Source organism: Micromonospora sp. DT201 (genome assembly GCF_049841575.1).
Classification (GTDB): domain Bacteria; phylum Actinomycetota; class Actinomycetes; order Mycobacteriales; family Micromonosporaceae; genus Micromonospora.
This window is the reverse complement of record NZ_JBNCKP010000013.1, coordinates 157,798-170,434: the sequence shown is the minus strand read 5'-3', so window position 1 is coordinate 170,434 and position 12,637 is coordinate 157,798. Positions and strand designations below refer to the sequence as shown.

Below are 12,637 nucleotides of genomic sequence, written 5' to 3'. Positions count from 1 at the left end.
GTGCCGCACTGACCCGCTCCAGATCGCCGACGTCGGGGTATCCGGGGCGGTTGATACCCCCAACATCGCCGAGGTGGTGTCGCGGCGCTCAGGCGTCGGCGCGGGCGGCGAGGGCGTCCACCAGCCGGCGGGCGGAGCCGGCCAAATTCCACCGCTCGGCAAGCTCGACCAGCCGGTCCGGGTCGACCGGGGCGGTCGGCAGGGCGGTGGACAGCTCCGGCAGTGGCACGTCCAGGGCGACCCGGACCACCGTCGGTGCGACGCCCAGGTAGTCGCGTGCTGCGGCGAGCTTGGTGCGCAGGCCCGGTGCGAACGACGAGTCGGAGTCATCGAGTGCGGCCAGGATGCCGGCAATGCTGCCGTACCGCTCGATGAGCCGGGCCGCGGTCTTCTCGCCGACGCCCGCCACCCCGGGCAGCCCGTCGCTGGGGTCGCCGCGCAGGGCGGCGAAGTCGGCGTACCGGTCGGCCGGCACGCCGTAGCGGGCCCGCACCGCGGCGTCGTCGCAGTCGTCGAGCTTGGCGACGCCGCGCCCGATGTAGAGCAGCCGGACCGGCCGGGCGTCGTCGATGAGCTGGAACAGGTCCCGGTCGCCGGAGACCACCTCGACCGGGCCCGGCTGCGTCACCGAGAGCGTGCCGAGCACGTCGTCGGCCTCGTAACCGGTCGCACCGACCACGGTGATGCCGATCGCGGCCAGCACCTCCAGGATCATCGGCACCTGCGGGGAGAGCGTGTCCGGAACGACCTCGCCACCCTGCGGGGCAACCCGGTGCGCCTTGTACGACGGCAACAGATCGACCCGCCACTTGGGGCGCCAGTCGTAGTCCATCGCGCAGACCATCCGGTCGGCCCCGCGCCCGCGGATCAGGGTGGCGAGCATGTCGAGGAAGCCGCGCACCGCGTTGACCGGGGTGCCGTCCTCGGCTCGGGCGGCGGACTCCGGAATGCCGAAGTAGGCCCGGAAGTAGAGGCTGGGTGCGTCGATCAGCAGGATCGGGGGTCGATGTGCCACGCCGGACAGCCTGGCACAACCCTCCGACGTTCCGGTGTACGCCCGGCCGCCGGCGATGTCAGCGTTGCTCGTCGTGCCGGTAGACGGTCTCCCGCCGAGCCAGGTGCTGCACGACGTAACTGGTCACCAGCAGAAGGACTGCGACCAGAACCTCGACCCAGGCGGCGACGCCGTCGGCCACGGTGAGGCCGATGATCAGCAGGACCAGGCCGACGAGCGCGAAAACCCCGGCCCACAGTTGGCGACGACGGCGTGTCGCCGCCCGGTTCGCCTCGTTCGCTGCCATGTGGTCCTCCCGGCCGGGAAGCTCGCGCGGGCTCCCCGACCCAGGCTATGGCCCCGGCTGCCACCCGAATGGGAAAACCACGGTACGGGCGGGCGCCGTACGGGCCGAGCCGTCACCGCGGAGCAACCCGGTGGACAAGCATCGGTACGCTCGTCGCTCGTACGATTCTGACGGGGGAGGGCGACGGTGAGTGTGAGTGACGAGACCCGGGCCTGGTTCGGGCGCCTGGTGGCGGACACGCGGGAGCGGTTCGCTGGGCTGGCCGAGCTCGGCGACGATCCCGAGCGACTGTACGGCGAGGCCGAATCCCCGGACGGCGTCGTCGCGGTGGTGGCGCCCGGGGGGATGCCGGTCCGGCTCACGCTGAGCACCGCCGCGTTGCGGCTGGGGCCGGAGGCGCTGGCGGAGCGCATCGTGGCGACTCAGCGCGAGGCCGCCGCCGAGGCCGGGCGGCGGCAGGCCGAGGCGGTCCAAGAGCTGGTCGGCCCAGCCACTGACGGGGCGGTTGACGTGCGGGCGATGGTCGACCGGGCAATCGACAAGGGTCGGTTCCGTGAGGCCGAGGATCGGCTCGACTCTGCCGACGAACAGTTCGGCGGGCGCCCGTGAGCGGCACTGGTTTCACCGTCCAGCCGGAGGCGCTGCGCGCGGCGGCCACTGGTCAGGAGGCTGCGGCAGGAGCTGCCGAATCGACCGCCCGTGCCGTCGAGTCGGCCACTGCGCAGGGCAACCTTTTCGGCGTGATCGGCCAGCTGGCCGGCCTGGATGCCGGTTACCGCGGCTGGGTGACCGACGAGGTGACCTCACTGGAGGGGCTCGTCCAGCACCTGCACGACCTGGCCGACGGGTTGCGCGCCAACGCCGAAGCATATGAGTACACCGACTCGGGCAACGCCGAACACCTGGCGAGCCAGTATCGGGAGCGGTCATGAGCCAGCCGAACGCCGTCGACGTCGCCAAGGGCTTCCAGCAGGCCCGGGACACCTACAACCAGGTGACCAGCCCCGCCTCCGAGGCGCTCAACACCGGGTTGGACACGCTGCTCTACCCGTTCGTCTGGCCGCTACTGCAACTACTGGAGCTCTGCGTCGGCGACCCCGACCAGCTCGACGCGCACGCGGGTGCCTGGCGCAACGCCGCCACGCAGCTGCGGCAGGTCGCCGAGCAGGAGCGGCAGGGCCTGGACGCGGTGCGTCCGGAGTGGACCGGTCAGGCGGCTGAGGCGTACGCCCGGCGGATCGACGCGCTGGTGCAGGGGTTGGAGGCGGCGGCCGGAGAGATGGCCCGGACTGCTGACAGCCTCGGCGACACCGCGATGGACCTGCGCGACTGCGAGGAGATCATCCGGACCATCATCCGGGAGCTGGTCGAGTGGCTGGTGATCACCTGGCTCGCCGCCCAGGCACTGGCGATCATCACCGCCGGTGCGTCCGAGGCAGCCGCCGCGGTCGCCTCGGCGGCCGAGACCGGCGTCGCGGTCAGCCGGGCCACCCGGATCCTGGCGCAGCTGCACCGGGCGCTGGAGGCGTACAAGGCCATGATGGAGGCCCTCAAGGCGATGGGCACCGTCGGCAAGATCGCCGCATGGACCATCAACAAGATGTACGGACCGAAGCACTGGCTCAAGATGGGCATCAAGCTCGCGACCCCGCTGGACGGGTCGATCGTCGGCGAGGGGCTGGAGTCGGTCGGTGACATGGTCATCAACTCCTCCGCCGACGAGTACGAGGACCGGCGCGGCGGTGACGACGGAGACGGCAGTCGCTGGCGGCGTACGGTGAGTTCCTGGACGGACCCGGCTGCCGACCAGGTGCCGTGACTCGGGGAGGGTCGATGGACGAGCTGGCAACGCGCCGGGCGGAGTTGCTCGGTCAGGTGGGGGCCCGGTTGGCCCCGGGCGAGGCACTGCGGGAGGCGTGCTGGTTCACCCGTGTCCCGGGCCGCCGTTCGGCCGGGGAGGTGTTCCGTGCCGAGTTGAACCCGCTGCGGGTGGCGGAAGGGCTGGCCTGGGATGCTGCTGGGGTGACAGCCTCCACCGGGCCGGGGATCGAGTGGTACCAGGCGGCCCGCAACGGGGTGCTCGGCGGTCCGCCAGGTTCGCTGGGCGTCGAGCTTGACGGGCAGTTGCCCGAGCCCAGAGTCGCCCAGGTGCTGGCGCTGACAAACCGTCGTGTGCTGGTGCTGCGCCGGCAGGGCGTTCGACCGACGGTCACGGAGCCGCCTCCCGGCGGCGGGCTCCGGGACCGCCTGTCGGCGGCGGCTCGCCAGGTGCGGGCGGCCTGGCAGGGGCCCAGCCCGGCGGATCGCGACGTGCCGCTGGAGGTGGTCTGGCAGGTGGGCCTCGAGCAGGTGGCCCGTCTCGACGCGCTGCCCGGCGGCACGATCGGGCGCCTGGCGCTGCTCTTCGCTGACGGCTCCTGGATCGTGCTTGGCCCGCCGGACGCCGCAACCGCGTCGCGGATGGCTTCGTCCCGCGCCGGCTGATCCGTCGATCAGCCACCTGCGGAAACGTGGCCCGCGTCGAATTTGAACCAGGGCCTTCTGTCGGACGTCAGTCGCGATGTGATGCGAGCATTGTCAAGCAGTGAACATAACGTCGTCCTGGCGTCGGGAGTCGCCGTACTGGTCTTCCGGTGGAGCGGGAGCCCGGCGTGTCAGCAGTTTCAGCCGGAACTCGACAAGTTTGTCGCTCAGTACCCGGAGTGCCCGGTCTGGACGGTCGAAGCCGTCGAGCAGAAAGACCTGGCCGAGCTGCATCATCTGCGGGCGCTGCCCACCATCGTCGTCTACCGCGACGGCCTGCCGGCCCGGCGATTCGCGGGATCGATGCTGGCGGACGACCTGGCGGAGACGGTGACCGAGGTGGCTCAGGCCGATATGCAGGAGGAGCTCAACGACTGGATGAGCGAGATGATGGAGACCGGTGAGGCTGGATCTCCGTTCGTGTCAGCGTCCCGCTCATAGGGCCTGTTTCATAAGAACTGGTCGGCCTGCGGCGGAGTCCGGACGACGACCGGCGGCGTTGCGGTTTCGTTCGGATACAACACCAGTGTCCGAACGAAACCGCGCCGTGCCAGATCGCCGCCCGGACTCCGCCTCGGCTCGACCGCCGTGGATGCAGAACGGCCGTTCGCACCGTGGCTACTGCCGCTCCCACTGCTCCTTGGTGATCTCGTACCGTACGCCTCCATGCTCGGAGCCCTCGACCATCTCCATGTCGGATGGAGTAGGGATGGTGTCCGCGAGCATCATCTTCAGCTTCTCCATGATGTTGCGCGAACCGCGGTTCACGGACATCGTCTCAGCCCAGACCATGCGCACACCGAGCTCGGTGAACGCCTTGCCCAGCAAGGCCCGCGAGCCCTCGGTGGCATAACCGTTGCCCCAAGCCGCCTGCCGCAGACGGTAGCCGAGTTCGACTTCGTCCAGCGGGCCCTCCGGCTCGGGACGCAGGATGAACCAGCCGATGAACGCGCCGCTGTTTTTCTCGTGCGCGGCGAATAGTCCGAGGTTGCCGTCCCACTTCTCGTAGCCGGCGAGGATGTTCGGGAGGTAGCGCTCGCGGACGATCTCCGGCGCGGTCGGATTGCCGCCGGTCAGGTAGCGCATCACCGCCGGGTCGCTGTCCAGCTCGATCAGCAGGTCCGCGTCATCGGCAGTGAAGCGGCGCAACGCCAGGCGCCCGGTCTCCAGGTAGGTGTCCACGAGTCGATCATGTCTGAAGCAAGTCGGGCAGCCCAACGGTTTTCCTCGGCAACTGTGCCCGTCGTGCTGACCGCCTCCGAGCGCCACCGCGCGGCCTCTGACGATCTGTCTGGTGCCGACGACAGCAGGTCGTTTCAGCGCCGCGCTCGTGTTGCCATCTCGTCGATCGGTCCTGTTGTCGCCTGCCTTGCCGATCCGGCCTCGTCCCGGTCGTGGTCGGTGAGGTCGCGCAGGTGCCGGACGGGGGAGCGCAGCAGCACCAGCGGCGCGCACACCAGCGTCGCCGCGAAGATGTACAGGGTGGCTCGGGCACCGAGCGGGCCGGCGAGCGCGCCGGCGACCAGCCCGCCGACCGGGATTGCGCCCCAGGAGACGAACCGCACGGTGGCCATCACCCGGGAGAGCAGGTCGGGTGGGCTGGCGATCTGCCGGTAGGTCCGGGTGGTCACGCTGAGCACCACCGTCCCGAGGGAGAAGACGATGCTGCCGGCGGCGAAGGCGGCGTACGCCAGCAGGCCGGTGCCCCAGGGGATCAGGAACGCCCCGGCGACCGTGGTGAAGCCGGCGATGACCAGCGCGCGGGCGCTGCCGATCCGTGCGGTGATCCGTGCGGTGAGCGCGGCCCCGACCAGCGCGCCGACCCCCTCGACGGCGATCAGCACCCCGACCAGGCCGGCCGGGGCGTGCAGCTCGCGGACCAGGTAGAGCGGGAAGAGCGCATGCTGCGCGCCGCAGACGAAGTTCATCGCCGTGGCGGCCCACATGCTCGGCCCCATCACCGGGTGGCGTACGACGAAGCGCCAGCCCTCCCGGATCAACTCACCGATCGGGGGCCAGCGGTCCGGAGCGTCGTCGCGGCGGGCGGGCAGCGTGCGCAGTAGGGCCGCCGAGACGAGGTAGCTGGCCGAGTCGACGAGCAGGGTGGGCACCGCGCCCAGGGCCTGCACGGCGAGCCCGCCGAAGGAAGGGCCGCTGAGCTGGGTGGCGGCGTGGGTTGCCGACGTGAGGCTGTTGCGCGACTGCAACTGCTCGCGGTCCACGATGCTGGGCAGGAAGGTCGAGTTGGCCACGTCGAAGAGCACGTTGGCGAAGCTGACCACGAGCGCGGTGACCACCAGGTGGGCGACGGTGAGGTGGCCCCACCACCAGGCCAGCGGAATGGACGCGACGGCGACCGCGCGGGCCAGGTCGGCGCCCACCTGGGCGCCGCGCAGCGGCAGACGCTGCACGATGACGCCAGCGGGCAGCCCGATCACGATCCACGCGACGTAGCTGGCCGCGGCGATCACACCCATCTGGAACGCGGAGGCGTCGAGGACGGTGAGCGCGGTCAGCGGCAGAGCCACCGCGCCGACCGCCGACCCGACCATGCTGGTCGTGCCGGCGGTCCACCAGCGCCAGAACACTCCGGCCCGTTCGTCGACGCGCATGTCGTCGGCCCCCCGTTCGTCGAACCAGTGAGTTCCGATCTGAAACGGACTATAGTCGGGACGGGGACGAACGGGGGTAGCGGGTGCGGCGAGAGGATCTTGCCGATGCGGACTGCGGTATCGCGCAGGCGCTCGGCGTGCTGGGGGACTGGTGGACGTTCCTCATCGTGCGCGACGTCGCCGGTGGGACGACCCGCTTCGACGCGCTGCAGCGTGAGCTGGGTGTGAGCCGGCGAGCGCTGACCGAACGCCTCGCCGCCCTGGTCGAGCATGGTGTGCTGGAGCGCCGGCCGTACTCCCGACACCCGCCGCGCTACGACTACCTGCTGACCACGAAGGGCGAGGGGCTGCTGCCGGTGCTGATCGCGTTGCAGGACTGGGGAACGAGACATCTGATGGGCGATGGTGAGCTGACCGCGACCGCAGACGCCGACTCGGCCGAGGCGCGCCGGGTCCACGACCTGATCGGGCGGCGACTGCCCGAGGTCGTCCTGCCCGGGCCGGACGGGCAGCCGGTCACGCTGACGGACGGCGGCACGTGGAGCGTCCTCTACTTGTTCCCCGGGGCATACGCGCCCGGGACGCAGGGCTACCCGCCGGGCTGGGCCGACATTCCCGGCGCCCGTGGCTGCACCCTGGAGTCGACCACCTACGCCGACCGGTACGCGGACTTCCAGACGTCCGGGGCGCGGGTGTGGGGGGTCAGCACGCAGCGGCCCGACCAACTCGCCGACTTCGCCGCGTACGCCGGGCTGCCGTTCCCGCTCCTGTCCGACCAGGACAGCCGGCTCGCCGCGGGGCTGCTGCTGCCCACCTTCCGGGCCGGCGGGATCACCCGGTTCAAGCGGCTGACGCTGCTGGTCGACCCCACGGCGGTGGTGCGAGCCGTGCAGTTCCCGGTCACGGACCCGGCCGGCTCGGTGCAGGAGATGCTCGCCCTGGTCCGCGAGCACACCAAGGTCCCCGGCTGACGCCCCGCGCCAACCAAGGTCCCCGGCTGACGCCCCGCGCCAACCAAGGTCCCCGGCTGACGCGGGGCGTCGACCGGGGACCTTGTGGGCGGCGCTGTCAGGCCGGGAGCGTCCAGCGCTGGTTGGCGCCAGCGAAGCAGTCCCAGATCTGCAGCCGGGTGCCGTCGGCGGAACTGTTGTCGGTGGCGTCCAGGCATTTGTTCGACTGCGGGTTGCGCAGCGTGCCGTTGGATTGGGCCTGCCAGACCTGCGCGCCGCTGCCGTTGCATTCCCAGAGCTGGACCTTCGCGCCGTTGGCGGTGGAGCCGCTGGCGATGTCGGCGCACTTGCCGAGGGCGCGCAGCGTGCTGTCGCTGGCCACGGTCCAGGTCTGCGCGTTGGTGCCGTTGCAGGCGTAGAGCTGGATGGCGGCGCCGTTGGCGGTGCTCGCCGCGGCCACGTCGACACACTTGCCGCCGATCCCGGTGATCTGGCCGGTGCGACCGGTCGGCGGCGGGGTGGTGCCGCCCATGATGGTGTCGTACATGGCGCTGAGCAGCGAGGTCGAGCCGCTGGTGTCCTGCGACAGCTCCCAGTTCATCACGCCGCCAGCGTTGGCCAGTGCCCACTGCGTCTTGCGCTTGACCGTCGGGATGCCGTTGTAGCACTGCTGCGCGCCGCCGGCGGTGGTGCAGTCCCGGTTGGCGTTGGCCGGGTCCAGCGCGACCAGCGCCGAGTAGGTGTAGTAGCCGGGGCGGCTGTAGAACGGGATGCCGAGGACGGCCTTGCTGGCGGGCAGGCCGCGGGCCTTCCAGAGGTTGATGCTGTTGATCGACCAGTCGTAGTTGGCGTGCGGGCTACCGCCGTCGTACGCCATGATGTTGAGCCAGTCGACCTGGTTGAACACGGCCGTCTGTACGCCCTGGACGCTGCCGCCCTCGGAGACCACGGCGGCGGTGAGCAGCTTGCCGCGACTGTGCAGGGCGCTGCTGAGCTGCGTCATGAGCGCCGTGTAGTTGTTGGCCGAGGCGCCCGGGTCGGGGTATTCCCAGTCCATGTCGACGCCGTCCAGGTTGTACTGGTTGACGAAGTTGACCAGGTTGTTGACGAAGTTGGTGCGGCTGGTGGCGTTGGCGGCGAGCGCCTCGAAGGCCGAGTCGTTGCCGTCGTTCCAGCCGCCGACGGCGATGGAGACCTTGACGTTGTTGGCGTGCCCCTGCGAGACCAGCGAGGAGAGCCGGGCCCCGTCCACCCCCTGCAGGGTGCCGTTGCTGTTGGGCAGGATGAAGGCGTAGTTGATGTGGGTGAGCTTGTTGTACTGGATGGTGTTGATGTTGCCGGCCCAGGAGGGCATGTAGCCGACGCTCTTGAAGTTGTTCGGTAGCACCACGGCCTGCGCGGCGGTGGACGTGACGGTGAGGGTGGCGCCAGCGGTGGCCAGCGCGAGCAGGCCGGCGGCGAGGGCGCGGCGTAGTGGTGAGGACATCGGGGGCCTTCCCGTGGGCGGGGGGACGACACCCGCCCGCGCAGGGTTGTCGCGGGCGGGAGGTGCGGACGCAGGGATGGGTGGGCCTCGAGGCAGCCAAATCTTAAAGAGTGTTAACTGTCCGCGTCAATCAACATCCATGAATTTCTGCGGTGCCGGCGCCAATATAGGGGTTTACCCAAACGACCGTTAAGCTGGTGCGGTGGGAATCGACGAGCTGTATCCGCCGGATCGGCTGATCGCCGCGCAGCGCGCCACCGCCGCTGCCGGTCTGGATGCCCTGCTGCTCACGCCGGGCTCTGACCTGCGCTACCTGACCGGGTACGACGCCCACGCGGGGGAACGGTTGACCTGCCTGGTGCTGCCAGCCGTGGGTGAGCCGACCCTCATCGTGCCCAAACTGGAACGCCCGGCGGCAGAGGCGGCACCAGCAACCGGGGTACGCATCGTCGACCACGTCGACGGCTCCGACCCGTACCCCCTGGTCGTCGCCGCCCTCGACGGCCCGGTCGCGGCGGTCGGGCTGGCCGACCGGATGTGGGCCGAGCAGGTCCTTGCGCTGCGCGCGGCCCTTCCCGGCACCGCGCAACGCCTCGCCGGGGAGGTGTTGCGCGAGCTGCGCATCCGTAAGTCCCCGGCGGAGGTCGCGGCGCTCGCGGAGGCCGGAGCGGCGATCGACGAGGTGCACCTGCAGATGGCGCGGTGGCTGCGCCCCGGGCGCACCGAGGCCGAGGTCGCCACCGACATCGCCGCGGCGATCCGGGCCGCCGGGCACGTCACCGTCGACTTCGTCATCGTGGCGGCCGGACCGAACGGGGCCAGCCCGCACCACGGCACCTCCGACCGGCCGATCGGCGCCGGTGAGCCGGTGGTGGTCGACATCGGCGGCACGATGGCATCGGGCTACCGCTCGGACTGCACCCGCACCTATGTGGCGGGTGGGCCGGCGCCGGCCGACTTCCTGGAGTACTACGCGGTGCTGCACGACGCCCAACGCGCCGCGGTCGCCGCTGTGCGACCCGGCATCACCGGCACGGCGGCCGACGCCGCGGCCCGGGCACCGATCGCCGCCGCCGGCTACGGGCCCGCGTTCCTGCACCGCACCGGCCACGGCATCGGTCTCGACGGTCACGAGGAGCCGTACCTGGTGGCCGGCAACGACCGCACGCTCGAAGCCGGGATGCGTTCTCCATCGAACCGGGCATCTACCTGGCGGGCCGGCACGGCGCCCGCATCGAGGACATCGTCGTCTGCACCACGGACGGCGTGCAACGGCTCAACACCACCCCCACGGAGCTCATCGCACTATGACTGTCGACCGGATCCTGCCCACCGACGAGGCCCACGACCTGCTGGGTCTCGCCACCGAGCTCGCCGACCGCGAGCTCGCGCCGAAGGCCGCAGCCTTCGAGGAACGCGCCGAATTCCCCCGCGGCGTGCTGCGTACCCTGGGCCGCGCGGGCCTGCTCGGCCTGCCCTACCCCGAGGAGTACGGCGGCGCGGCCCAGCCGTACGAGGTGTACCTGCAGGTGCTGGAGATCCTGGCCAGCCGCTGGCTCGCGGTCGCCGAGGCGGTCAGCGTGCACACCCTGTCCTGTTACCCGGTGTTCGCGTTCGGCAGCGACGAGCAGCGCAAGCTGCTGCCGGACATGCTCGGCGGTGACCTGCTGGGCGCATATTGCCTCTCGGAGCCGCAGGGCGGCTCGGACGCGGCGGCGCTGAGCACCCGGGCGGTTCGTGACGGCGACGCGTACCTGGTGTCCGGCACCAAAGCGTGGATCACCCACGCTGGGACGGCCGACTTCTACAACGTCTTCTGCCGCACCGGAGGGCCCGGCCCGAAGGGGATCTCGTGCCTGGTCGCCGATGCGGGCACAGCCGGCATCACCCCGCAGACGGCCGAGCGGACGATGGGACTGCGCGCCTCCCCGGTGGCGCAGATCGTCTTCGACGAGGCGCGGGTGTCGGCCGACCGGCTGATCGGCGGCGAGGGAGCGGGCTTCACCATCGCGATGTCCGCACTGGACTCGGGCCGCCTGGGCATCGCGGCCTGCGCTGTCGGGCTGGCCCAGGCGGCCCTGGACTACGCCGTCGGGTATGCCCGGGAGCGGCAGCAGTTCGGCAGGTCGATCATCGACTTCCAAGGGCTCGGCTTCATCCTCGCTGACGCGGCCACCCAGATCTCCGCAGCCCGTGCGCTGACCCTCGCCGCGGCTCGGCTACGCGACGCTGGTCGGCCGTATGCCATCGAGGCGGCCAAGGCGAAGCTCTTCGCCACCGACATGGCGATGCGGGTGACCACCGACGCGGTGCAGGTGCTCGGTGGTGCCGGCTACGTGGCCGACCATCCGGTGGAGCGGTACATGCGTGAGGCGAAGGTGTTGCAGATCGTGGAGGGCACCAACCAGATCCAGCGGATGGTGATTTCCCGAGCTCTGGCGAAGGGCTGAGCAGGCCAACGAGACGCCGGTGGTGCGGCTGCGGTGAGCGCGAGGAGTGAGCTCGCGAGCCCCGCAGTCGCGAACGGTGGCGGGCGCAGGTGGGTCCACCGTGCCGCGCCGCCAGCACTGTCGACGGGTACCTCGTCGCCGTCGGGCCGTTTTCCCGGTAGGTTGCACGCCGTGGAAGAGATCGACCGCGCGATCGTCGCCGCGCTGACCGCCGACGGCCGACTGTCGTACACCGACCTGGCCGAGAAGGTGGGGCTGTCGGTGTCCGCCGTGCACCAGCGGGTGCGCCGGCTGGAGCAGCGCGGGGTGATCAAGGGGTACGCCGCGCGGGTGTCGTTCGAGGCGCTGGACCTCCCGTTGACCGCGTTCGTGGCGATCCGCCCGTTCGACCCGTCGCAGCCGGACGACGCGCCGGAGCGGCTGGCTCACCTGCCCGAGATCGACTCCTGCTACTCGGTGGCGGGGGAGGACTTCTACATGCTGCTGGTGCGGGTGGCCAGCCCGACCGATCTGGAGCGGGTGCTGCAGGAGATCCGCACGTCGGCGAACGTCACGACCCGGACCACCGTGGTGCTGTCCACCCCGTACGAGAATCGGCCGCCGAAGATCAGTGCTGCGGCACCGAGTCGGTCGCGGTCCCGGGTGCCGGAGGAGCCGGCTGGTTCCACCGCAGGATGACCTGCCGGCCGTGCTCGTGACCGAGCGCGCTGACCGTGGCGGTTTCCAGGCGCAGTCGCCCGCCTTCCGACGGCGGCAGGCCGATCCAGCGCGCGCCGAGGACCCGCAGGCTGTGCGCGTGGCCGACCAGCGCGACGGTGCCCTGGTCGAGCAGCGGGGTCACGCGGGCGAGCACCCGGTCGAGTCGTTCGCCCACCTGCGCGGGTGACTCCCCGCCGGGGCAGCCGTCGGTCCAGATGTTCCAGTGCGGCTGGTCCTCATGGATGTCGACGGTGGTGCGGCCCTCGTACTCGCCGTAGTTCCACTCGCTGAGGTCCTCGTCGACGGCGTCGACGGTGAGCCCGGCCAGTTGCGCGGTGCGCAGCGCCCGGGAGCGCGGGCTGCTCAGCACGGTCGCGAACCGCCGGCCGGCGAGGAACGCGGCGAGGGTGCAAGCCTGTCGCTCGCCGTCGGGGGTCAGCTCCAGGTCGGTGTACGAGGTGTGCCGCAGGCTGGCGCTCCAGGTGGTCTCGCCGTGCCGGATCAGCAGGAGCTCTCCCATGCGGCCAGTTAACCACTGAGGTCAGCTCGGCATGGATCGCCCGTAGCTTTCAGCCCAGTATCTGTAGCTGGAGCCGTGCCGTCCTCGACGTCTTCG

At 71.0% G+C, this 12,637-nt stretch carries 14 protein-coding genes and 1 pseudogene; 9 read left to right on the top strand and 6 right to left on the bottom strand.

What is annotated here, in order from left to right; translation table 11 throughout:
* Positions 1-88 precede the first annotated feature (88 nt).
* Positions 89-1,015: a 5'-3' exonuclease gene (locus ACLQ28_RS21415; protein ID WP_425688042.1), complete on the bottom strand. Its 927-nt coding sequence runs from the start codon at positions 1,013-1,015 to the stop codon at positions 89-91.
* A 58-nt stretch (positions 1,016-1,073) separates the two neighbouring features.
* On the bottom strand, positions 1,074-1,301 hold the full coding sequence (locus ACLQ28_RS21410) for a hypothetical protein (RefSeq protein WP_425688041.1): 228 nt from the start codon (positions 1,299-1,301) through the stop codon (positions 1,074-1,076).
* Between the two features lie 186 nt (positions 1,302-1,487).
* On the opposite strand from ACLQ28_RS21410, the gene ACLQ28_RS21405 reads away from it, so the two are divergent.
* From ACLQ28_RS21405 to ACLQ28_RS21385, 5 genes are read left to right on the top strand one after another with little or no spacing between them, the layout of a single operon-like run.
* Positions 1,488-1,910 (top strand): hypothetical protein, encoded by a 423-nt coding sequence (locus ACLQ28_RS21405; protein ID WP_425688040.1) that lies wholly within the window; start codon positions 1,488-1,490, stop codon positions 1,908-1,910.
* Positions 1,907-2,233 (top strand): type VII secretion target, encoded by a 327-nt coding sequence (locus ACLQ28_RS21400; protein WP_425688039.1) that lies wholly within the window; start codon positions 1,907-1,909, stop codon positions 2,231-2,233. The genes ACLQ28_RS21405 and ACLQ28_RS21400 overlap by 4 nt, the downstream gene beginning before the upstream one ends.
* Positions 2,230-3,120, top strand: coding sequence for a WXG100 family type VII secretion target (locus tag ACLQ28_RS21395; RefSeq protein WP_425688038.1), 891 nt, complete (start codon positions 2,230-2,232; stop codon positions 3,118-3,120). The genes ACLQ28_RS21400 and ACLQ28_RS21395 overlap by 4 nt, the downstream gene beginning before the upstream one ends.
* A gap of 14 nt (positions 3,121-3,134) precedes the next feature.
* Positions 3,135-3,785: a hypothetical protein gene (locus ACLQ28_RS21390; protein WP_425688037.1), complete on the top strand. Its 651-nt coding sequence runs from the start codon at positions 3,135-3,137 to the stop codon at positions 3,783-3,785.
* A 42-nt stretch (positions 3,786-3,827) separates the two neighbouring features.
* Complete coding sequence (locus ACLQ28_RS21385) at positions 3,828-4,265, top strand: thioredoxin family protein (RefSeq protein WP_425688036.1); 438 nt, start codon at positions 3,828-3,830, stop codon at positions 4,263-4,265.
* A 177-nt stretch (positions 4,266-4,442) separates the two neighbouring features.
* Here the strand turns inward: ACLQ28_RS21385 and ACLQ28_RS21380 are convergent, their stop codons facing one another.
* Positions 4,443-5,006 (bottom strand): GNAT family N-acetyltransferase, encoded by a 564-nt coding sequence (locus ACLQ28_RS21380; RefSeq protein WP_425688035.1) that lies wholly within the window; start codon positions 5,004-5,006, stop codon positions 4,443-4,445.
* Positions 5,007-5,140: 134 nt separating this feature from the next.
* Positions 5,141-6,436, bottom strand: a complete 1,296-nt coding sequence (locus ACLQ28_RS21375) for an MFS transporter (protein WP_425688034.1) — start codon at positions 6,434-6,436, stop codon at positions 5,141-5,143.
* Between the two features lie 83 nt (positions 6,437-6,519).
* Between ACLQ28_RS21375 and ACLQ28_RS21370 the strand changes: the two genes are divergently transcribed.
* Positions 6,520-7,407, top strand: coding sequence for a winged helix-turn-helix transcriptional regulator (locus ACLQ28_RS21370; RefSeq protein ID WP_425688033.1), 888 nt, complete (start codon positions 6,520-6,522; stop codon positions 7,405-7,407).
* Positions 7,408-7,504: 97 nt separating this feature from the next.
* Here the strand turns inward: ACLQ28_RS21370 and ACLQ28_RS21365 are convergent, their stop codons facing one another.
* On the bottom strand, positions 7,505-8,872 hold the full coding sequence (locus tag ACLQ28_RS21365) for a glycosyl hydrolase family 18 protein (protein WP_425688032.1): 1,368 nt from the start codon (positions 8,870-8,872) through the stop codon (positions 7,505-7,507).
* A 202-nt stretch (positions 8,873-9,074) separates the two neighbouring features.
* Here ACLQ28_RS21365 and ACLQ28_RS21360 point away from each other — a divergent pair.
* From ACLQ28_RS21360 to ACLQ28_RS21350, 3 genes and pseudogenes are all read left to right on the top strand, one after another.
* Positions 9,075-10,183, top strand: a pseudogene (locus ACLQ28_RS21360) (M24 family metallopeptidase).
* Positions 10,180-11,322, top strand: a complete 1,143-nt coding sequence (locus ACLQ28_RS21355; RefSeq protein ID WP_425688031.1) for an acyl-CoA dehydrogenase family protein — start codon at positions 10,180-10,182, stop codon at positions 11,320-11,322. Before ACLQ28_RS21360 ends, ACLQ28_RS21355 begins: the two are co-directional and overlap by 4 nt.
* Positions 11,323-11,493: 171 nt before the next feature.
* Positions 11,494-12,000: an Lrp/AsnC family transcriptional regulator gene (locus ACLQ28_RS21350; protein ID WP_184187052.1), complete on the top strand. Its 507-nt coding sequence runs from the start codon at positions 11,494-11,496 to the stop codon at positions 11,998-12,000.
* Here the strand turns inward: ACLQ28_RS21350 and ACLQ28_RS21345 are convergent.
* A complete protein-coding gene (locus tag ACLQ28_RS21345) occupies positions 11,930-12,541 on the bottom strand; it encodes a histidine phosphatase family protein (protein WP_425688030.1) in 612 nt (203 codons plus the stop codon). The two genes, ACLQ28_RS21350 and ACLQ28_RS21345, sit on opposite strands and share 71 nt — an antisense overlap.
* Positions 12,542-12,637 lie beyond the last annotated feature (96 nt).